This is a genomic window from Methylocystis sp. (assembly GCF_050251305.1).
Classification (GTDB): domain Bacteria; phylum Pseudomonadota; class Alphaproteobacteria; order Rhizobiales; family Beijerinckiaceae; genus Methylocystis.
This window is the reverse complement of the sequence record NZ_JBFWNB010000033.1, coordinates 14,326-35,530: the sequence shown is the minus strand read 5'-3', so window position 1 is coordinate 35,530 and position 21,205 is coordinate 14,326. Positions and strand designations below refer to the sequence as shown.

Sequence of the window (21,205 nt, the reverse complement as noted above, 5' to 3'; positions counted from 1 at the left end):
ACTGCTCGTGAAGAATTCCGGCGCGATCCTGCGGCTATGGTGCGCGTGAGCCGGCGGCTGCCGACCCGGACGGCCAAGGCTTTGCGCCTCCTGGAAACTCGCTAGAGTCGCTCGTGTCGATTCGGATGAGACAAGGTTGAGGATGGCGCAGATTGCCGAGATCGCCGGCGCGCGCGCGCCGGCTGCGTCGCTTCCGCAGCGAATCGTTGAGGCCCGCGGCTGGACGCGCCGGGCGATCGCTTTCGGCGCGGGCGCGGCCGGCGCCCTGGCGCTCGCACCCTTCGACGTCATCCCCGCGATGTTTGCGCCGCTGACGGTCGCCGTCTGGCTGATCGACGGCGCCGCGCAGCGCGGCGACTCGCGGCGCTTCGCCCTTGCGCCAATTCTGTCGGCGGCCGGCGCCGGCTGGTGGCTCGGCTTCGGCTATTTCGTCGCAGGCCTCTGGTGGATGGGCGCCGCCATGCTGGTCGAAGCCGATCAATTCGCCTGGGCGCTGCCGCTCGCCGTCTTCGGGTTGCCAGCGGTTCTCGCGCTGTTTACGGCGGCGGGGTTCGCCGCCGCGCGCCTGATGTGGTCGCCCGGCGGCGCGCGCATTTTTGCGCTGGCGGTTGGGCTGGGCGGCGCCGAGTGGCTTCGCGGACATCTTTTCACGGGCTTTCCCTGGAACGATTTCGGCATGGCGCTCGCCGGGTCCGGTCCGCTGGCGCAGACAGCCTCTCTCGTCGGCCTCTACGGGCTCGACATCCTCGCGATCGTGATTTTCGCCGCTCCGGCGACGCTCGTCGATCGCGCGCGCTGCGGAGCCCGCCGCATCAACGGCGCCTTGCTGGCCGCGGCGGCGCTCGCCCTGCTGATGCTCGCCTATGGCGCGTTTTGGCTCGGCGCGCATGAGACCGAATATGTCGACGGCGTCGCGTTGCGGCTGATGCAGCCGAACCTTCCTCAGGATGCGAAATTTCGTCCCGAGAACGGCGCGAACATCCTGCGCCGCTATCTCGCGCTTTCGGAACGCCCCACAAGCGAGCGGCCGACAGGACTGGCCGGGGTCACCCATCTTGTTTGGCCCGAATCCGCCTTTCCCTACATTCTCTCCAATCACCCCGAAGCGCTGACGGCGATCGCCCACGCGCTCAAAGGCGGCGTATTGTTGACTGGCGCCGCGCGGGCCGAAGGCGGCGGCGATGGACGGCGCGGCAGAATCTTCAATTCAATCGAGGCGCTGAAGGGAGAGGCGATCGTCGGCTTCTACGACAAAATGCATCTCGTTCCCTTCGGAGAATATCTACCGCTCGACGAGGCGCTGCGGCTGCTTGGAATTCATCACCTGGTTCCCGGCGTCTGGGACCGCGGCGCAGGTCCGCGCCTTCTCGCCGCGCCCGGTCTGCCGGCTGTTGCGCCGCTGATCTGCTACGAGGCGATCTTCTCAGGCGAGACGGTCCAGCGGGACGCCGCCGAACGCCCTCAATTGTTTCTCAACGTCACCAACGACGGATGGTTTGGCCACACGACCGGCCCCTACCAGCATCTCGCCCAGGCGCGCCTGCGCGCAATTGAAGAGGGCCTGCCGATGATCCGCGTCGCCAATACCGGCGTTTCGGCGATCATCGACGCCTATGGGCGCATTCTTCAGTCGCTGCCGCTCGGCCAGGAAGGCCTCATCGACGGAAGGCTGCCCCGCGCGGCGGCCCCGACTCTTTTCGCCGCCTCCGGCGCGCTGGCGTTCCCTGTCCTTCTTGGCGTCGCGGCGGCGCTGGCTTTGATTGGCGTCGCCCGTCATTCTGCAGGGCTCCGCGCCAGCGCCGAGCGGGCCAGGAAGGCGGACGGCCGTCTCGAAAGAGCGCCGCACGACGCGAGCAATTGAAATCTTTCTTGAAATTCATGGACCTACCTGCAATGTAGCTTGCGCGCTCGGGAAGGATTCGGCTAAAACTCAGCAGGAGGCGGTAAAGTTGAAGAAGGCGCCAGATCCGATTGATCGCCATGTCGGCAGCCGAGTCCGCATGCAGCGCGTTCTCATGAAAATGAGTCAGGAGAAGCTGGGAGAAGCGCTCGGGATCACTTTTCAGCAGGTGCAAAAATACGAGAAAGGCACCAATCGTATCGGCGCAAGCCGCCTGCAACAGATCTCAAAGACGTTGAAGGTGCCGCCGTCCTTTTTCTTCGAAGACGCCCCGGCCGGCGGACCGGCTGCGCAAGCCGACGGATTCGCGGAGGAGTCCTCGTCGCAATATGTGGTGGACTTTCTGTCGACGTCGGAGGGGCTGCATCTCAATCGCGCCTTCGCGCGCATCCGCGATCCCAAAGTGCGCAAGCGCGTGCTTGATCTGGTCACGACGCTCGCAGAGCAATCGGAACACGCGGGAGAGTAGAAATATCGTTCTCCAAAACGAACGATTTGGGCTTTTCGGCTTGACGCAACGAACGAGCGCTGGCAGATGGACCGGCCTGCGGCGCAGTTATTCGAGTCGTCCTCAACACCCATCGGAGATAGGAAGTGACCCGGAAGAATTACCTTTTCACGAGCGAATCCGTTTCCGAAGGCCATCCGGACAAGGTCTGCGACCGCATTTCCGACGAGATCGTCGACGAGTTTTTTCGTGAAGGTCCGAAGGCGGGCCTCGACCCGTACGCCATTCGCGTGGCCGCCGAAACGCTCGCGACGACGAACCGCGTCGTCATCGCCGGCGAAGTGCGCGGGCCGCATATTCCCTTCGAACGCATCGTCGAGATCGCGCGCGGCGCCATTCGCGCCATCGGCTACGAACAGCGCGGTTTCCACTGGAACACCGCCAATGTGGAAGTGCTGCTGCACGAACAGTCCGTCGACATTGCGCAGGGCGTCGACGCCGCCGGCAACAAGGACGAGGGCGCAGGCGATCAGGGCATCATGTTCGGCTACGCCGTGCGTGAAACGCCCGAACTGATGCCGGCGCCGATCTATTATTCGCACAAGATTCTGGAGCAGCTCGCCAAGGCGCGCCACAGCGGCAAGGAAAAGGGTCTCGGCCCCGACGCCAAGAGCCAGGTCACGGTCCGCTACGTCGACGGCAAGCCGGTCGAGGCGACGCAGATCGTGCTGTCGCATCAGCATGTCGACGAGAGCCTGACGCCGGCTGACATTCGCAGCATCGCCGAGCCCTATATCCGCGACGCGCTGCCCAACGGCTGGATCACCAATGCGACCGTCTGGCACGTCAATCCGACCGGCAAATTTTACATCGGCGGGCCTGACGGCGACGCCGGACTCACCGGGCGCAAGATCATCGTCGACACCTATGGCGGCGCCGCGCCGCATGGCGGCGGCGCCTTCTCGGGCAAGGATCCGACCAAGGTCGATCGTTCGGCCGCCTACGCCGCCCGCTATCTCGCCAAGAACGTCGTCGCGGCCGGGCTCGCCGATCGCTGCACGCTGCAGCTGTCCTACGCGATCGGCGTCGCCGAGCCGCTTTCGATCTATGTCGATCTGCATGGCACCGGCAATGTGTGCGAGGAGAAGGTCGAAGAGGTGCTGCCGCAGCTCATTCGCCTCTCGCCGCGCGGCATTCGCGAGCATCTTCAGCTCAACCGCCCGATCTACGCCCGCACGTCGGCCTATGGCCATTTCGGCCGGACGCCGGACGCGGATGGCGGCTTCTCGTGGGAAAAAACGGATCTCGTCGACCAGCTGAAAGCGCATTTCGCCTAGGCTCCGCCGAATCTAGGATCGACTCGGACGGGCGACTCGGGCCTGTGGGAACCACCCTCACATTGGTTGCCACAGCCGCGAGACGCCCGATGAGCGCGGCCCGTCAGCGCTTATGACCGAGACCCCTCAGCAACGCCCGCATACGCGCCTCTACGGTCGCTCGAAAGGCAAGGCGCTTCGCAAGCATCAGGCTGCCCTGATCGCTGAGCTCTTGCCGCGTCTGTCGCTCGATCTTTCGCTCCCGCCGGCGCCCGCTTCGCGAGAAACGCACCTTGAAATCGGCTTTGGCGGCGGCGAGCATTTGATCGCGGCGGCGACCGCGAACCCTGAGGTCGATTTCATCGGCTGCGAACCCTTCATCAATGGGGTCGCGAAACTCCTCGCCCGCATCGAAGAACGCGGCCTGACGAATATCCGGCTGCACCAGGGCGACGCCGTCGACGTGCTCGACTGGCTGCCGGACGACGCCCTGTCGCGCGTCTATCTGTTCTATCCCGACCCATGGCCCAAACGGCGCCATCGCAAACGGCGCTTCGTCGCCCGCGAAAATCTCGACCGGCTAGCGCGAACGATGCGTTCGGGCGCGGAGCTGCGCTTCGCCACGGATATCGATGATTACGCCGCCTGGACCTTGGCGCGGCTTCGCGCTTATCCCGACTTTGCCTGGCGCGCGCGGCGCGCCGACGACTGGCGCCTGTCCTGGCCAGGCTGGACCCAGACCAAATATGAAGCCAAAGCCATGGCCGAAGGGCGCAAACCGGTCTATCTGACCTTCGTCCGGGCGCCACGCCGGACCGCCGCCGAGCGGCAAAGCCTCCAAAATCCGACGATGACGATGAGGGGAACAACGAATGGTTGAAACGGCGAGAATGGCTGGCGCGCCGACGACGCCGGTCGAAACGACGACCGACCGGTTCCGCGCCGACGTTCTGGACGCGTCGATGCGGCAGCTCGTGCTCGTCGATTTCTGGGCGCCCTGGTGCGGACCCTGCCGCCAGCTTGCGCCCATTCTCGAGCGTCTGGTCGCCGCCGCCGCCGGGAAAATCGCACTCGTCAAAATGAATATCGACGCCGAACCGCTGATCGCCGATCAACTCGGCGTCAAGTCGATCCCGGCGGTCTTCGCGTTTCAGCGCGGGCGGCCCGTCGACGGCTTCGTCGGCGCGCTGCCCGAGAGTCAGATCAAGGGGTTTCTGGAGCGGCTGGTCGGCCCGATCGAGGTGGCCGGCGATGCGCTGGACGCGGCGCAGGCGATGATTGCGGACGGCGATCTCGCCGGCGCGGAGTCGCTTCTGCAGGAGCTCGCCGGCGGCGAACCACCCAACGTCAAGGCCGCCACGGCCTTGCTCCGTCTTTACGTCGACTCGGAACGCTTTGACGACGCCGCCGCGCTCCTTGACGCGCTCCCCGAAGTCGTCCGCCGCGACGCCGACGTCGCCGCGGCCGCAGCCGCGCTTCAGAACGCGCAACAGGCGCAGGACCTCGGCGAGATCGAAGATTTGAGAAATCGCGTCAATTTCGATCCGAACGATCTTCAGGCGCATTTCGATCTCGCGCTCGCGCTCAACGCCAAAGGGCTCCGCGAGGAAGCCGCCGATGCGCTGCTTGAAATCATCCGCCGCGACCGTAGTTGGAATGACGATGGGGCCAGGAAGCAGCTGATCCAGTTTTTCGAGGCGTGGGGACCGATGGACAAGGCCGCCGTGAGCGCACGGCGGCGACTGTCCACTCTGCTCTATTCTTAGGGAGGCGTTCGCCAATATGAGCCTGAACCGTCCCTATGCCGACACTGGCGAATTGCCGAGGCGGTTGCCGCTCTTTCCGCTTTCGGGCGCCATTCTGCTGCCGCGGGGCGAACTGCCGCTCAATGTTTTCGAGCCGCGCTATCTCGCCATGGTCGACGACGCCATCGCCGGCGCGCGCCTGATCGGCATGATCCAGCCATTGCCGGGAGACGAGACCGTCAGCGAGGCGACGCACCTCTATGGCGTCGGCTGCGCCGGACGCATCACGCGCCTCGCCGAAACCGGCGACGGCCGATATCTGATCACCCTCACCGGCGTGGCGCGGTTTCGCGTGCTCGAGGAGCTCGTCGTCCCGACGCCCTACCGCCAGTGCCAGGCCGATTTTGACGAATTCGCCGAGGACCTGACCGCCGGCGCCGGGGCCGACGCCGTCGACCGCGAAAGCATGGTGTCGATGTTGCGCAACTTCGCCGAATGTTCGAAACTTGAAGTCGACTGGGCGAGCATCGACGCGGCGCCGACCGAGACGCTGGTCAATGCGCTGGCGATGATGTGTCCGTTCGGCGCCAACGACAAGCAGGCGCTGATCGAAGCGGTCGATTTGAAGACCCGCGCGGAAACGCTGATCGCGCTCGCGAAGCTCGATCTCGCGCAACGAAACGGCGACCGGCCGCAATGGCATTGAAGGAAATTGACGATCATGACTGATGAACGCGATCCCGGCGCCGAGAAGTTCGAATCCATGGCGGAGCCGAGCCGCATTGATCCGCGCCTGCTGGAAATCCTCGTCTGCCCTTTGACCAAGACGACGCTTGAATATGACAGCGCGCGACAGGAGTTGATCTCGCGATCGGCGCGGCTCGCCTATCCGATCCGCGACGGCATTCCCATCATGCTGCCTGAAGAAGCGCGTCAGATCGATTGACGACTCCGTCCGCAATGGACGAAGCCGGGCCGTCCAAGCTTCTCGCGCTTCTCGATCTGGAGGAGCGCGGTCCTGACCTCTTCCGCGGCTACAGCCCGCCCTCTTCCGGCCGTCAGGTCTATGGCGGCCAAGCGGTGGCGCAGGCGCTTGTCGCGACGACGCGAACTGCGCCCGAAGACCGCCCTGTCCATTCGCTGCACGGCTATTTCGTGCTCGCCGGCGATCCGACGTCGCCGATCGACTTTTCGGTCGAGCGCGTGCGCGACGGCAAAAGCTTCACGACGCGACGTTGCAACGCATCTCAACGCGGCCATACGATCTTTTCGATGGAGGCGTCGTTTCAGCGCCGCGAGTCGGGTTTCACGCACGCCGCACCGATGCCGGACGCGCCGGATCCCGAGAGCCTTGATGACGTCCATGCGCTCGTCGAGCGGTTTCGCGCCTTTCTTCCGGAACAGGCCGAGAGCTGGCTCAAGCGGCGAAGCGCGCTCGACATGCGCGTCGTCGCGCCCGACGACCTGTTCTTTCCGGAACGCCGCGCCGCCGGTCAGATGATCTGGTTCCGCGTGCGCGGCGCGTTGCCCGACGACGTCGCCATTCACAACGCCCTGCTCGCCTAACTGTCCGACATGACCTTGCTCAATACGGCGTTGCTCGTGCATGGGCTCACGATTTTCGATCCGAAGATCCAGGTCGCGAGCCTCGATCACGCGCTGTGGATTCACGAGCCCTTGCGGGTCGACGACTGGCTGCTGTACGCGCAGCAAAGCCCCTGGGCCGGCGGCGCGCGGGCGTTGACGCGCGGTCAGATTTTCACCCGCGCGGGACGGCTGGTGGCCTCTGTGAGCCAGGAAGGCTTGGTGCGCCTGCGCCGCTCGAACTGATTGCAGACGCCTGCCCAGAGTTTGGGCAGCTCTGGATTTGCTGCATACATTTTAGTCATAACGACGACGGCGGGTGCGCCTCTTGCGAAGGCGCCGAGCGGGGGTCGCCGTCCTTTGCGGCAGCGGCATTGCAGCCATCAATAAGGGGCATAGCGAAACCTGGACTGAAAGTCAGGCGGGGCTGACGCCGCCCGGCGGCGCCCGCCCACCAGCGCAATCAGGCGTCAGCGCAGCTGGCATGGCATTTGAAAGCTGGAAGGGGCCGACGCGGCGGCGTCCTCTCCGCGAGCCGCGACCAGGCGCCGCCGTCATGCGAGCAACGCTCGCTCATGAGGTCGATAAACAACAGGATTGGCAGATGAAAATCGTGACAGCGATCATCAAGCCGTTCAAGCTCGATGAGGTCCGCGACGCGCTGACCAACATCGGCGTGCACGGCCTTACCGTGACTGAAGTCAAGGGCTACGGACGTCAGAAGGGACATACGGAAATTTATCGCGGCGCAGAGTATGCGATCAGCTTCCTGCCGAAGCTGAAAATCGAAGTCGCCGTCGACGCCGCGCTCGTCGAGCAGGTGATCCAGGCAATCTCCAACACGGCGCGCACCGGTCAGATCGGCGACGGAAAGATTTTCGTCTCGCCGCTCGAGCGCGCCATCCGCATCCGCACCGGCGAAACCGACGCCGACGCGCTTTGATCGCCTCCCCGCAACATCAGGAGCTCTCACACATGAAACTTCTTCTGCCTCGAAGCGCCTCAGTCGCTTCGATTCTCGCGGGAGCGGCGGTTTCGGCGTTGCTGGCGTCGCCGGCGCTGGCCGCCAACGACCCCACGCCCGCGCCCGGCGACATCGCCTGGATGCTCACGTCATCCCTCTTGGTGTTGATGATGTCGATCCCCGGCCTGGCGCTGTTCTACGGCGGTCTGGTGCGCGCCAAGAATATGCTGTCCGTCCTGTCGCAGACCTTCGCGATCGTCTCGCTGGTCGGCGTCCTCTGGACCCTCTACGGCTACTCGCTCGCCTTCGGCGATGGCGGCATGCTGAGCAATTACATCGGCGGCATCGACAAGCTGTTCCTCAAAGGCGTGACGGCCGCATCCAATGTGGCGACCTTCACGCCCGGACGCGTGATTCCGGAATACGCTTACATCGTGTTCCAGATGACCTTCGCGATGATCACGCCGGCGCTCATTGTCGGCGCCTTCGCTGAGCGCATGAGGTTCCCGGCCGTGCTGCTCTTCGTGCTGTTCTGGGTGACGATCATCTATTTCCCGATCGCTCACTGGGTGTGGGGCGTCGCCGATCCGAATGCGCTGGTCGACGCCGCGACGCAGCTCGCCGCCGCCGGCGACGAAGCCGCGAAAGCGGCCGCGCAGGCCAAGATCGATGAGCTCAACGCCGCCGTTGGCTGGCTCGCCGGGTTGGGCGCGCTGGACTTCGCCGGCGGCACGGTCGTCCACATCAACGCCGGCATCGCCGGTCTGGTTGGCGCGATCGTCGTCGGCAAGCGCATCGGCTACGGCAAGGAGGCTCTCCCGCCGCACTCGCTCACCCTGTCCATGGTCGGCGCCTCTCTGCTGTGGGTCGGCTGGTTCGGCTTCAACGCCGGATCGAACCTCGAGGCGAATGGCGCGACGACGCTGGCCTTCATCAACACGATGGTGGCGACCGCGGCGGCGGCGCTCTCCTGGATGATCGTTGAATGGCTGGTGAAGGGCAAACCTTCGCTCCTCGGCCTGATCACCGGCGCGGTCGCGGGCCTCGTCGCGGTCACGCCGGCGTCCGGCTTCGCCGGCCCGATCGGCGCGATCGTTCTCGGCCTGGCGGTTTCGCCGATCTGCCTCTTCTTCGTCGATTTCGTGAAGAAGAAGGTCGGCTACGACGATGCGCTCGACGTCTTCGGCGTGCACTGCATCGGCGGCATCACCGGCGCACTCGCGACGGGACTGCTGGTTGCGCCGGAGCTCGGCGGCGTCGGGATCACCGACTACACCAATCTTGAAGACTTCGTCGGCACGTATGACATGGCGGCGCAGATGAAGGCGCAGGGAATCGCCGTCGTCGCGACCCTGCTGTGGTCGGGCATCGGTTCGGCGATCCTCTTCAAGCTGGTCGACGTGATCGTCGGTCTGCGGCCGACGCCGGATCAAGAGCGCGAAGGCCTCGACATCACCGATCACGGCGAGCGCGCTTACAACTACTAACGCTCAGTCTCCTGGCACGACGCGAAACGGCGCCCACGGGCGCCGTTTCTTTTTTGCGTCGCGGATTGCCCGGGGACCCTCTCCCCGCGAAGGGCGGCGCGTTGTAAGCTTCGTTGGACGCAGACGTCGCCTTTTACGAAAGCATTTTCGGCATGACCGACGAGCCCCCGCGCGCGCTCGCGCCCGCCAATGAAAACGCCTGGTATCTGATGGCGACGCTCTATGGGGAGCAGAGAGGGTCAGGCGACGCCGAAATCTTCGATCGCGAGCTCGCGCGGCGAAACCGTTGCGCCTGGAACAGATGGTGCGCGACGTTCTTGTCGAGAGAGCGCCAAGAATCGCTGCGCGACGCGATCGCGCGCTACGCGAAGAACCTTGAGTTCGATGAGTCTGAACTGATCCCGTACGACGAAGAGGAGCTCCGAGCTTTCATCGCGGCCTTCGAGCGGCGCGCCGGAGACAGAAAAGTTCTTCCGCCGAACCGGGATCATACTATCTATTCGGTGCATTTGGATGATGTTCAGTTTGAGCGCCACGTGCGATTCGATGGCTTTCTCTTTCCCAGCCTTTTGAGTTTCGCCAATTCAAGTTTCAGCGCAGTGGCGTCTTTCCAGCGCGCGATTTTTCTCGACTATGCAAATTTTTCGGCGGCGGCGTTTTCGGGCGCGAGCTTCAATGCCGCAGTTTTTCTGGACGACGCAAATTTCGCGAAAACGCGTTTCTCCGCCGAAGCAAAATTCTTCGATTCGGTTTTTCGAAGGGCCGCCGACTTCAAAGCCGCCAAGCTGATGGCGCACGCCGATTTCAGCTTTGCGACATTTGAAACGCGCGTGCCCGATTTTCGCGACGCTTCGCTCCCCGAAGAAGCCCGTTGGCGGCGGATAGGCTGGCCAGAGCCGCCGGCTGACAGCAACGCCGCGATCGAGCAGATCGACGCTTACGCGCGACTCAAAGCGGAGATGGAGCGGCTCAAAAAGCACGAAGAAGAGCAAGCGCTCTTCTCAAAGGAATTACGCGCGCGCCGTGAACTGCGTAAGCGGCCGATTGGGGAAATTGCACGACGACTTGGCGCACATCGCGCCGTTGTCGCGCTCAACTGGATCTTCAACGGCGCGATCGACTGGTTCGCAAACTGGGCTTATGAATTTTTTAGCGGCTATGGGCTGAGCATCGGCAGGCCGCTGGCCTCGCTCGGCGTGCTGCTTCTTGCGGGAACGCTCGTGTTTGCGACGACGGATTCGCTCGACGACGGGCCGATGGACCCGCTGGACGCTCTCGAATTGAGCGCGACGAATCTGATTTCCTTCCTGCCGTACAAGCCGGATGGAGTGGTCAGCGCGCATCTGAGCACAAGCGCGAAATGGCTTGGAAATGCGCAAGCGCTTCTCGGTCTTGTGCTTCTCTTCCTGCTTGGCCTCGCCTTGCGCAATCGCTTCCGAATGAAGTGATCGCATTGGAAGCGGCTGATCACGGTCTGCGCGCTCTATTCGCCCCGCCCGGCGCGCTTGGCGTCCGCGTCAAGCAGAGGGATTTTACATCGCGCCAACCCGTATTGCGTTCGTCATGGCGCGGCCGCACAGTGTGTTTCTCCCAACTTCAACGTGAAACAGGGCGAGGACAATGACGCAGTTCGCCATACGGCGCAGTCTCTTTCTTTTCCTGGCTTTTGAGCTCTGGCTGCCGGTCCCGACACATGCGGCCGCGCGTGTCGTCGGCGTGACCTTCGTCGTCTTCAGCGACATCTATGAGATGGCCGAACGCGACGGCCGCGGCGGCTTCGCGCGCATCGCCGGCGGCCTGAAGGCCGAGCGCGCAAAAAGGAAGAATGTCATCGTTGCGCATGCCGGCGACACGCTGTCGCCGTCGCTGACTTCGAGCGTCGACAAGGGCGCGCATATCGTCGAGCTCCTCAACCGCTTGGGGCTTGACGTCTTCACGCCCGGCAATCACGAGTTCGATTTCGGCGAAGCGATTTTCCGCCAGCGCATGGGCGAAACGCATTTCGCGCTGCTCGCCGCAAATTTGCGCGATGCCTCAGGCCGCGCCCTGCCCGGCTTCGCCGACAGCAAAATCATCGACGTCGACGGGGTGAAGATCGGCCTCTTCGGCCTGACGGACGACGAGGCCGCGAGACGGTCCAGTCCCGGAACGCTGAAACTCCTGCCCGCGATCGAGACCGCCAAGCGTGAGGCGCAGGCGCTGCGCGACGCCGGTGCGGATCTTGTCGTCGTCGTGACGCATTCGGAATGGCAGGACGATCTGCGCCTGGCGAAGCTCGGACCGATCGACATCGTTTTGTCCGGGCATGATCATAATCTTCTTGTCGCCTATGACGGGCGCGCCGCCATTGGCGAGACACAGGCCGATGGCGTCAATCTCGTCGCGATCGACGTCGAGATGCGCGTCAGCGACGACGGCGTCAAGCGCTGGACGCCCAGGTTCCGCATCGTCGACACCGCCGACGTCGCGCCCGACGCCGCGATCGCGGCGCAAGTCGCGCAATGGCAGGCTGAGATCGACAAGGCGCTCGACGTCGAGATCGGGGTCGCCAAAACGCCGCTCGACAGCCGAAAGGCGAGCGTGCGCGGCGAAGAGACGGCGATCGGCGACTTTTTCGCCGACACGATGCGGGCGGCGACCGGCGCCGACATCGCCATTCTCAACGGCGGCGGCATTCGCGGCAATCGCATCTACGCGCCTGGCGCGAAACTGACGCGCAAGGATATCGCGAGGGAGCTGCCGTTCAACAACCAGCTTGTGACTCTGGAGCTTTTCGGCGCCGATCTTCGCGCCGCCTTGGAAAACGCCGTCTGGATGATCGGCCGGGACGCCGGCCGCTTCGCTCAGATTTCCGGCGCCCGCATCGTGGCGCGGCGCGACGCTGTTCCGGGCTCAAAGCTTCTGTCGATCGAGATCGGCGGCAAGCCGCTCGACGACGCAAAGCTCTACAAGGTTGCGACGGTCGATTTCCTTGCGCGCGGCAAGGACGGCTATGTCGCGCTGTTGCGCGGAAAGCCGCTCGTCAATGAGTTCGAAGGCCCGCTGCTGACGAATGTCGTCATGAGCGCGATCGAGAAAGCCCGGACGATCGCGCCCGTCGTCGACGGCCGCATCAAAATCGAGTGATCAGAGTCCGCCAAGGCAGACATATTTGATTTCGACGTAATCATCGACGCCATAGCGCGATCCTTCGCGCCCGAGGCCCGAATGTTTCACGCCGCCGAAAGGCGCGACTTCCGTCGAGATCAGAGTCTCATTGACGCCGACCATGCCGAATTCCAGCCGCTCGGCGACTCGGATGACGCGGGCGACGTCGCGGCTGTAGAAATAGGCGGCGAGGCCATAGGGCGTGGCGTTGGCGAGATGCACCGCTTCAGCCTCGCTCGCGAAGGATATCAGCGGCGCCACGGGGCCGAAGGTCTCTTCGTTGAAGATGAGCGCGTCGGCTGGCACATTCACAAGCACCGTCGGCTGAAAGAATAGGCCGCCAAGCGCGTCACGGGCGCCGCCCGTGACGACCTTCGCGCCATGCGCCACAGCATCCGCGACGTGACGCTCGACCTTTTCCACCGCCGCCTCTTCGATCAACGGTCCGATCGCGACGCCCTCCTGCGTCCCATCGCCGACCTTCAGCGCGCGCACCGCCGCCGTGAGCCGTTCGGCGAAGGCGTCGAGGATCGATGCGTGAACGAGGATGCGGTTCGCCGAAACGCAGGTCTGGCCGCTGTTGCGATATTTGGTGGCGATTGCGCCTTCGACGGCGCGGTCGAGATCGGCGTCCTCGAAGACGATGAGCGGCGCGTTGCCGCCAAGCTCCATCGAGCATTTCTGAATATTCTCGACCGCCTGGCGCAGCAGAATTCTGCCGACTTCGGTCGAACCGGTGAAGGTCAGCTTGCGCACGATGGGGTTTTGCGTGAACTCGAGCCCCACGGGCGCCGGGTCTTGCGCCGTCACCACATTGATGACGCCCGCGGGAACGCCGGCGCGTTCGGCAAGCTCCGCCAACGCCAGCGCGGAGAACGGCGTCAGCTCCGCGGGCTTCACCGCCATCGTGCAGCCGGCGCCGAGCGCCGCGCCGACCTTGCGCGCGAACATTGCGGAGGGGAAATTCCACGGCGTGATCGCCGCCGTCACGCCGATCGCCTGTTTGAAGACGAGCAGACGACGGTCGGTCGGTCCCGGGATGACGTCGCCGTAAATGCGCCGCCCCTCCTCGGCGAACCATTCGATGAAGCTCGCGGCATAGGCGATTTCGCCACGCGCCTCAGCGAGCGGCTTGCCCATCTCCGCGGTGATGATGCGCGCCAGTCGCTCCTGATCGGCCATGATCAGCTCGAACCAGCGGCGCATGATATGCGCGCGCTCCTTCGCGGCGCGGTCGCGCCAGTCTGGCAGCGCCTGCGCGCAAGATTCGATCGCCCGGCGCGTCTCGCTCGCGCCCATGTCGGGAACATGGCCCAGGACCGCGCCTGTCGCCGGATTATTTACGGCGAAGGTCGCGCCGCTGTCGGCGCCGACCCAGCCGTCGATGAATCCCTGTTCTCGAAGTCGAAGATCGCTGAGTGCGGCCAACTTTATCTCCCCCTGAACGCTAGCGTTTTTGTTCGACATGACAGGCCGTGGCGCGGCAGCGCCCGTCAGCTTGGCGCGCCGCGCGCAACACGACTTTGCGCCCGGGCGCGCTTTATTGTCTAACTGAACCTCATGAATCCGCCTTCCGACCTTGAGACGCGAAAACCGGCCGCCGGAGAGAGCGGCGCGGCAAAATCCATGAAAACCGTCGCGCTCGTCCAGACCCAGGCGGAAAACGCCGGCGCGCAAGAGGTTGCTCGCCAGCTCGCGGAAGGATTCAAGACGCGCGGCTGGCGGATCCGGCAGATCTTTCTGTTTCGCCGCACCGAGGCCTTCGACGCCGACGAAGACGTCGTCTATTGCGCTTCGCAACGACCGTCGTCGCCGCTTGCCGTTCTCAAGATGCTTGCGGCGCTGTTTCGGGAATTGCGCCGCGAAACGCCGGACGTCGTCATTACATTACAGCATTACGGCAATGTGATCGCGGTTCCGATCGCCAAGATGACCGGCGCGCCGCTCGTCATCGCCAACCAGCTCTCGCCTGCCGAGCTGATCGCCGCGCCATTGCGCGTCGCCGACCGCCTGATGGGCATGGCGGGCCTCTATGACCATATCGTGGTGAACTCCGCGGCGACGGAAGCCGCCTACAAGACCTACCCGCGCCGCTACAGCAGCCGCATCACGCGCATCGATCACGGTTTCTTCGACAAATCGGCGCCTGTGGCGAAGGCGCAGGCGCGGCGCGAATTGGGGCTTCCGGAGGGCTGCGTTCTGCTCGGCTGCGCGGCGCGGCTGCATCCTTTGAAGCAGCTCGATCTCGCGATCCGCGTGTTGACGGAAAACAAGTCGCAGCATCTCGCGCTCGCCGGGCAAGGCGCCGACCGCGAACGACTTGAAGCGCTCGCGCAATCGCTTGACGTCGCCGACCGCGTGCATTTTCTCGGCGAACTCAGCACGGCGCAGATCGGGCTGTTTCTCGCGGCGCTCGATTGTTTCGTTTTTCCGAGCGCGACGGAAACATTCGGCCTGGCGCCGGTCGAAGCGGCGCAGGCCGGCGTTCCCGTCGTCGCGAATGATCTTGAAGTTTTGCGCGACGTTCTCGCGGTCGACGGCGAACCCTGCGCGCTTTTCGTCGACGCGCGCGACACGGCGGCCTTTGCAACCGCGGCGCGGCGGATATTGGAAGATCACACTCTCAACGCCGCGCTCGCCGCGCGTGGCCGTCGGCTCGCCGATCGCTTTCCGCTCGATGCAATGATCGACGAATATCTGCGTCTGATGGAGCCGCGCGAGGCATGAATCTGCGCCGCATCCACATCGTCGTTCCGCGCAACCGCTTCCTGCGTTGGCATCAGCGGCTGCGCGACCGACTGCAACGCGTCGTTCCGAACACGCAGGCCGCCCTGCGCTTCGAGAACGCCGGCGAGGCCTGGCCGGAGGGCGTCGCGCCGCTGCTGTCTCTCGAACATCTGCTGCTGCGCCGCTCACGGACGGCGCTCGCCGATGCGCTCGATCCGCGCGCCGAAGCCGAGGCCACACGCGCGCCGGCGGATATCGCCATCGATCTGGCGGGCGAGGCGCAGGTCGGCGGCGCGCGCGTCTTGCGCCTGCGCTATGACGGGGAAATCTCGGATCGACACGCCATCGCCTCTCTGCTTGCGGGACGCGCGCCGACGATCGCTGTGGAGGACGCCGCGACCGGCGCGATCCTGGCGCAGGGGCTTCCGTCGCTCGAGGCCGCCGATGGCCTCACCGGCGGTCTGGACGCGGTCTACTCGCGTGCGACGACCTTGATCGAACAGGCGCTGACGACGCCGGCGCCCGCGTTCTCGCCGCCCGCGCCGAGGGCGCCCCGCGCGCCGAAAAGTCCCGCGGCCTTCGCGGCGCGCAGCATCGCGTTCGAGACGGCTCGCAAGATCTATCATCTGTGCTGTCAGGCGCCGCATTGGCGCGTCGGCTGGCGTTTCACCGATGGCCCCGGCGTTCTGGAGACCGGCTCGCTTCAAGGCGCGCCATGGCGGCCGATGCAGGATCGCGAACTCAATTTCGCCGCCGATCCCTTTCCCTGCGCTTGGCGCGGCGTCGACGGCGTGTTCTACGAACATCTCGATCATCGCCGAGGGATCGGCGAAATCTATTTCCAGCGCTTCGACGACGACGGGCCTTGCGGCGCGCCGGTTCAGGCGCTCGAAGAGCCTTGGCACCTTTCCTATCCGTTTCTGATCGAACACGACGACCAGCTCTACATGATGCCGGAGGCGTCGACGTCCGGCGCGATTTCGCTCTACCGCTGCGTCGAATTTCCGCACAGATGGGAAAAGGCGGCGCGCCTGCTCGACGATATCGAGGCGGCGGACGCGACGATCTTCCGGCATGAAGGGCGCTTCTGGATGACGTCGGTCGTGCGCAACGGCGTCGGCGGCTACTCCGATACGCTGGCGCTGCATTATGCACACGATCTCTTCGGCCCCTGGCGGCCGCATGCGCATCAGCCGGCGCTTGTCGATTCGCGCTTCGCCCGACCGGCCGGCGAGATCGCGCACGTCGACGGCGAATTGCTGCGGCCTGTTCAGGATTGTTCGCAAGGGTACGGCAAACGGCTCGTCATCATGCGCATCGACGAACTGACGCCGCAAACCTTTCGCCAAACGCCCTTGAAAGTCATCGAGGCTGACGCGCGCTGGCCGGGATCGCGTCTCCACACGATCAATCGAACCGGCCGCATCGAGTGCATTGACGGAGTCGTGATCGCGCCGCGATTTCTGCCGCTGCGCCGATTGACGCATCGACTTCTGGACGCGCGCGCCGCCCGCGCAGCGCGTGAAACGCCTTCTTCATAGACGGACGTTCAATCGCCGGGGCGCGTCAGGGCTTGGCCTGCTCCCGCCGTCGACCCGCGCGCTGCGGGCCGGAAAACGCTGGCGATGGAAGGATCGACGCCGCCGATGCGACGACAGACGACCGCAAGCGCCATGAACAGCGGCCCATTGACGAAGGCCCATCCGCACGCGGCGCCGAGCGCGCCGAACTTCGCGGCGAGCAGCGCCGTCAGCGACAGCCGCACGATGGTCGCCAGGCTAATGACGCGGGAATAGAGTTTCTCGTGGCCCGTCGTCAGCAGGATGACGGAGGCGGAGCCCGACAGACACATGACATAGGCCGCCGTCGAAAGCGTGACGAGGGTGGGGTAGACGCTGGCGTAGCGCTCGCCGAAGATCGTCAGGATCTGCGCCCCGAAGAGATAGATCAGCAGCAGACAAGGCGTGACCAGCGCGGCCGCGACGATGATGAGCGATCGCAAGATCCGCTGCAGCTTCTCGGCGTTCCCCGAGAAATAGAGGCTGGCGCTGTGGGAGACCGAATAGTTGTTGAGCCCCGTTTGCACCATCAGAAAAATATTGGCGATGCGCGCGGCGACGAAATATTCGCCCGCCGCCGCCGGCGAAGCGAAATAGCCGATGAGCATGACGTCCGAATATTGGCTCGCCGCCTCGACCACCGCGGAGAGCCACATGGCCAACCCGCGCTCGAACCAGCGCCGCCGCTCGCTCGCAGGCGCGGCTGCGGCGACCCGCTCGTCGCGCAGCTTTCGCCATACGGCGCGCAGCTGAAACGCAAGCGACAGCGCCATGCCGACGGCGGCGGCGAGGAAAAATCCCCGCAAGGTCAGACCGCGGTCGAGCGTCGCCCACAGCACGACGACAAGCAGCACAAGACGCCACAGAATTTCTCGTCCGGTCTCCGAGACCAGATAGCTCAACATCACGCGCGTGGCGTGCGAGGAATAATGCAGCAGCGTCTGCAGGAACAGAAACAGCGCGGCCGTCAGAAACAGGCCGGTCGGCGCGCCGCGATCCAGGAACGGCACGAGGAAATAGACGCCGCATGCGAAAACCAGCGCCGACACGATCGTCGCGATCCAGCCGAAACGATAGGCGGCGCGCGCCACGCCCGGCTGACCCTTGCCGTTATATTCGCCCCAGGAGCGCGCGATGAGCGTCTCCTGCCCGAATACGGCGGCGACCGCCAGAAAGGACATGGCGTTGAACCAGATCGCCAGGCGTCCGAACTCCCCGGCGGACATGGCGCGCGCGGCGAGGGTGAAGACGGCGATGGTCAAAAGCGCGCCGAATCCCTTGATGCTCATCGCGACGACCGCCGCGATGGCGTCCTTCTGGGACCGCGCCTTATCCGCCAACCCTGCGAGGCGACTCATCATGTCTGAGCTTCTCCGCCCGGCGACCCGCGCCGGGCTGCGACAACAGTCGTTCGAATAGTCTTTAGACGATTGCGGCTCCAGCCGCCGACACCCGGTCAGCGCCAGACGATTTATTGATTAAGTTACGCTTTTCTTGCCGCCGCCGCCGGCCGCCGCGACGGCTCCACAGACGGCTCAAGAGGCGCTATATTTGACCATGCTTCAAACTCCAAGCAAGGCGAAACAGAGCTGCGCGCGTTAGCGATCGCCGGCGCGGCGGATCGCGCAGGCGTGGACTGGCCGGGAATTGTGCGCGGCTTCGTCATCGCCTTCGCCATGACCGCCGCGCCGATCTTCCTGCATCTCGCCTCGCAGGCGGTGGCGCTCATCTTCTGCGTCGCCGCCGCGCTCGTCGTTGCGCGTTTTCTGGAGCAGGATACGCCGATCGTCATTTTCGTGGTTAACGTCTTCCAGAACGTTTTCGCCGCGCTGGTCTCGCCACACTATTCCGATTTCGCCGACATCGAAGTCCTCAAGAGCTACAGCTTGGTGACCACCGCGGTCTGCTATCTGGTCGTTGCTTATGGCTTCATGCGCCGCCCGACGCAGTTCTCGCCCTTCGTGAGGCGCCTGATCTATGTCTCGGTCGCGGTTCTGGCGATCGTCGGCCTCTTCTTCGTTCTCGGCCTCGCGATCAATCCGCGCAACGCGATAGTCTATCTGCGCAACATCGCGCTGCCGATCCTCGTCTTCCAGATTTTTCTCATCGTCGGCGCCAAGCATCCCATGCCGCTGCCTCAGATCGCGATCACGCTTTTGGGGCTCGTGATGCTCTGCTCCTATTTGGAGCTGTTCTGGATCGAAGGATGGCTTTGGCTGACGCATGGCTGGTCCTACCTCGACCTCTTCTCGGCCAAGCGTCTGCTCAACGTCGACGAGATCAAACGCGACATGGAACAGGGCGTGGTCATCACGAGCGTCCTCGATTACTGGCGCGCCGCCTTGCTCAATACCACGCTGACGAGCGATCTCGGATTTGAGGTGCAGCGCCTCATCGGACCCAATTTCAATACGATCAGCATCGCCTACTTCCTGGCGATCTTCATCGCCTTTCTGCTGGCGGAGCGCCATTGGGGCGTCGCGCTGCTGGCCTTTCCGCTGCTGCTCGCGACGAGCGCGAAAGGTCCGCTCGCTTTGACCCTCGGCTGCGCGCTCTTCTATGTCTTTGCGCGCGATCGAACGTCGAACCGGCCATTGTTCGGCCTGATCGCCGTTCTCAGCGTCTACGCCGTGCTGGTGTTTCAGTCCGGCCATCGGAGCGGCGATTTCCACGTGCTCGGATTGATGGGCGGCGTGAATGGCTTTCTTTCCTGGCCCATCGGCCACACGCTCGGCGACGGCGGCAATCTCTCCATTCCCGATTTTTCGGCGCTGGATTGGAGCGCCTTTCAGCACGCCGGCGCGGCGAATGTGGCGGTGGAAAGCGCCTTTGGCGTGCTGCTTTACCAGCTCGGCGTCGCCGCCTTCGCGCTGATCGGCTTTTATGTGTGGATCGCCATCGTCTCCTGGCGGCTCTATCGCGCGACCGGCGCGCCGGCGCTGGCCTTCGCGTCGAGCGCGATCCTGATCTGTCTGGTCAACGGCCTCTACCAGGAGGAGGCCTATTTCGTTCCCCTGTCGCTGCCTTTCCTGATGGGACTCGTCGGCATGTCGTTGGGCGCGACCGATCGCGCGTTGGCGCCGCTTGAAGCGGCGAAGACGGCGCGGCGCGCCGATCATGCGCGGCAAAGCGCGAGCGCGCCGCTTACGCCGGCAGCAGCGCGCCGATGACGCCCTGGTCGATTGCGCCCGAGCCGTCGAGCAGTCCGAAACTGGTCGAATAGTCCCAATGCGCCCAACCGAATCCCTGCGCCTCCGCCGCCGCGCGAACCGCGGCAAGCCAAGCGAGACGATCGCCGCGACGGGCCTTGTCTTTGAGCGCGCCGAATTCGTTGACGAAGATTCTCACGCCGTGAGTCGCGCTCCAGCGCTGCGCGTCGGCGAATTGCGCGCGGATCGCATCCGCGGTCCAGGCGCGCTGCGCGGTCTGGCGCAACTCGCGCGCGGCGTCGGCGTCGCCGTCGCGCTCGGCCTTGGCGGCGAGTCGCAACAGCGTCGGATCATCCTTGGCGCTGGGAAAAGGCGCGCCGGCGATCTTGGCCCATGGACTGCCCGCCTCCCACGACGCGCCCTGATGCGTAAAAACCATCGGATCGTAATAATGGCAGGCGTAGATCACATTGCTGTCGGCGAGCGGAGCCCAACCGGTCAGCGCGTCCAGCCGCTGGGCCGGCGCCGGCCCGACGATGATGGCGTTGCGCGGCGCCCGCGCGCGCACCGCCTGCGCCAGGACTTCGACGAAGGGGCGCCAGACGTCGTCGGTGGTTGCGGGCTCGTTGAGCAGTTCGACGTATATGCGCTCGGCCGGCCAACGCGCCAAATGATCCGCGAGCGGCGGCCAGCCGGCGAGCAAGGCGCGATGCGCCCGCGCGGGATCGCGGCGCTGCAAGTCCTGAAAGTCGGAATCCGGATGAAGATCGACGCTCACGTCATAGCCCATGCCGAGCAGCTGATCGACTGCGCGCGTCAGATCATCCTTGGCGCTCGAGATGGTCGTCGGCGTGGAAAATTCCGGCAGCAGAAATTCCGCCGCGATCGGCAGGCGCACATGAGTCATGCCGAGGCCGCGCAGGGCGCGCAGCGTTCCGGGGTCAGCGACATGTTCGGCGCGAAGCGGAACCTGATCGGGCAGATTGAACCCTTTGGGAAGACTCGCCGGCTCAGCCGTCGTTGTCGCCGCCGTCGCAGCGGCCGGGCCGAGCGCGCCGGCGATCAGCGCGACCGCTTCTCGCCGCGTAAATATTTGCGCCATAAAGGTAACTCGTGGTTAAAGGTTTGTGTATTCAATGGCTTTCGCGCTTGGCCACGCGAAGCGCGCGCGGCGGAGCC

17 protein-coding genes and 1 pseudogene are annotated in these 21,205 nt (G+C 64.7%); 15 read left to right on the top strand and 3 right to left on the bottom strand.

Annotation, left to right across the window (positions count from 1 at the left end; translation table 11 throughout):
• Positions 1-142 precede the first annotated feature (142 nt).
• The 12 genes and pseudogenes from lnt to AB7F41_RS11710 all read left to right on the top strand — a co-directional run bounded on the left by lnt (position 143) and on the right by AB7F41_RS11710 (position 12,570).
• Positions 143-1,861: an apolipoprotein N-acyltransferase gene (gene lnt, locus AB7F41_RS11765; protein WP_428380330.1), complete on the top strand. Its 1,719-nt coding sequence runs from the start codon at positions 143-145 to the stop codon at positions 1,859-1,861.
• Positions 1,862-1,949: 88 nt separating this feature from the next.
• Positions 1,950-2,369 carry a helix-turn-helix domain-containing protein gene (locus tag AB7F41_RS11760; RefSeq protein ID WP_428380331.1) on the top strand — a complete coding sequence of 140 codons (420 nt, stop codon included), beginning with the start codon at positions 1,950-1,952 and terminating at the stop codon, positions 2,367-2,369.
• A gap of 125 nt (positions 2,370-2,494) precedes the next feature.
• A complete protein-coding gene (gene metK / locus AB7F41_RS11755) occupies positions 2,495-3,685 on the top strand; it encodes a methionine adenosyltransferase (protein WP_428406589.1) in 1,191 nt (396 codons plus the stop codon).
• A 112-nt stretch (positions 3,686-3,797) separates the two neighbouring features.
• Positions 3,798-4,544, top strand: a complete 747-nt coding sequence (trmB, locus tag AB7F41_RS11750; protein ID WP_428380335.1) for a tRNA (guanosine(46)-N7)-methyltransferase TrmB — start codon at positions 3,798-3,800, stop codon at positions 4,542-4,544.
• Positions 4,537-5,430 carry a tetratricopeptide repeat protein gene (locus tag AB7F41_RS11745; RefSeq protein ID WP_428380337.1) on the top strand — a complete coding sequence of 298 codons (894 nt, stop codon included), beginning with the start codon at positions 4,537-4,539 and terminating at the stop codon, positions 5,428-5,430. The genes trmB and AB7F41_RS11745 overlap by 8 nt, the downstream gene beginning before the upstream one ends.
• Before the next feature lie 16 nt (positions 5,431-5,446).
• A complete protein-coding gene (locus tag AB7F41_RS11740) occupies positions 5,447-6,115 on the top strand; it encodes an LON peptidase substrate-binding domain-containing protein (RefSeq protein WP_428380339.1) in 669 nt (222 codons plus the stop codon).
• 57 nt (positions 6,116-6,172) lie between these two features.
• Positions 6,173-6,355, top strand: coding sequence for a Trm112 family protein (locus AB7F41_RS11735; protein ID WP_428380553.1), 183 nt, complete (start codon positions 6,173-6,175; stop codon positions 6,353-6,355).
• A 14-nt stretch (positions 6,356-6,369) separates the two neighbouring features.
• Positions 6,370-7,239: pseudogene (locus tag AB7F41_RS11730) on the top strand (acyl-CoA thioesterase).
• A gap of 358 nt (positions 7,240-7,597) precedes the next feature.
• Positions 7,598-7,936: a P-II family nitrogen regulator gene (locus AB7F41_RS11725; protein ID WP_428380340.1), complete on the top strand. Its 339-nt coding sequence runs from the start codon at positions 7,598-7,600 to the stop codon at positions 7,934-7,936.
• A gap of 32 nt (positions 7,937-7,968) precedes the next feature.
• A complete protein-coding gene (locus tag AB7F41_RS11720; protein WP_428380342.1) occupies positions 7,969-9,444 on the top strand; it encodes an ammonium transporter in 1,476 nt (491 codons plus the stop codon).
• 152 nt (positions 9,445-9,596) lie between these two features.
• Positions 9,597-10,892, top strand: a complete 1,296-nt coding sequence (locus AB7F41_RS11715; protein WP_428380344.1) for a pentapeptide repeat-containing protein — start codon at positions 9,597-9,599, stop codon at positions 10,890-10,892.
• A 172-nt stretch (positions 10,893-11,064) separates the two neighbouring features.
• Entirely contained in the window at positions 11,065-12,570 is a 1,506-nt protein-coding gene (locus AB7F41_RS11710) for a bifunctional metallophosphatase/5'-nucleotidase (RefSeq protein WP_428380345.1), read from the top strand.
• On the opposite strand, the gene AB7F41_RS11705 is transcribed toward AB7F41_RS11710, so the two are convergent.
• Positions 12,571-14,058 carry an NAD-dependent succinate-semialdehyde dehydrogenase gene (locus AB7F41_RS11705; protein ID WP_428380346.1) on the bottom strand — a complete coding sequence of 496 codons (1,488 nt, stop codon included), beginning with the start codon at positions 14,056-14,058 and terminating at the stop codon, positions 12,571-12,573. It abuts the gene before it with no gap.
• A gap of 159 nt (positions 14,059-14,217) precedes the next feature.
• Here AB7F41_RS11705 and AB7F41_RS11700 point away from each other — a divergent pair, with 159 nt between their 5' ends.
• Both AB7F41_RS11700 and AB7F41_RS11695 read left to right on the top strand, forming a co-directional pair.
• Positions 14,218-15,318 carry a glycosyltransferase family 4 protein gene (locus tag AB7F41_RS11700; protein ID WP_428380348.1) on the top strand — a complete coding sequence of 367 codons (1,101 nt, stop codon included), beginning with the start codon at positions 14,218-14,220 and terminating at the stop codon, positions 15,316-15,318.
• Entirely contained in the window at positions 15,315-16,859 is a 1,545-nt protein-coding gene (locus tag AB7F41_RS11695) for a glucosamine inositolphosphorylceramide transferase family protein (protein WP_428380350.1), read from the top strand. The genes AB7F41_RS11700 and AB7F41_RS11695 overlap by 4 nt, the downstream gene beginning before the upstream one ends.
• A gap of 8 nt (positions 16,860-16,867) precedes the next feature.
• On the opposite strand, the gene AB7F41_RS11690 is transcribed toward AB7F41_RS11695, so the two are convergent.
• Positions 16,868-18,238, bottom strand: a complete 1,371-nt coding sequence (locus tag AB7F41_RS11690) for a lipopolysaccharide biosynthesis protein (protein WP_428380352.1) — start codon at positions 18,236-18,238, stop codon at positions 16,868-16,870.
• A 270-nt stretch (positions 18,239-18,508) separates the two neighbouring features.
• Between AB7F41_RS11690 and AB7F41_RS11685 the strand changes: the two genes are divergently transcribed.
• Positions 18,509-20,047, top strand: a complete 1,539-nt coding sequence (locus AB7F41_RS11685; RefSeq protein WP_428380354.1) for a hypothetical protein — start codon at positions 18,509-18,511, stop codon at positions 20,045-20,047.
• On the opposite strand, the gene AB7F41_RS11680 is transcribed toward AB7F41_RS11685, so the two are convergent.
• Entirely contained in the window at positions 20,022-21,128 is a 1,107-nt protein-coding gene (locus AB7F41_RS11680; protein ID WP_428380356.1) for a glycoside hydrolase family 5 protein, read from the bottom strand. The two genes, AB7F41_RS11685 and AB7F41_RS11680, sit on opposite strands and share 26 nt — an antisense overlap.
• Positions 21,129-21,205 lie beyond the last annotated feature (77 nt).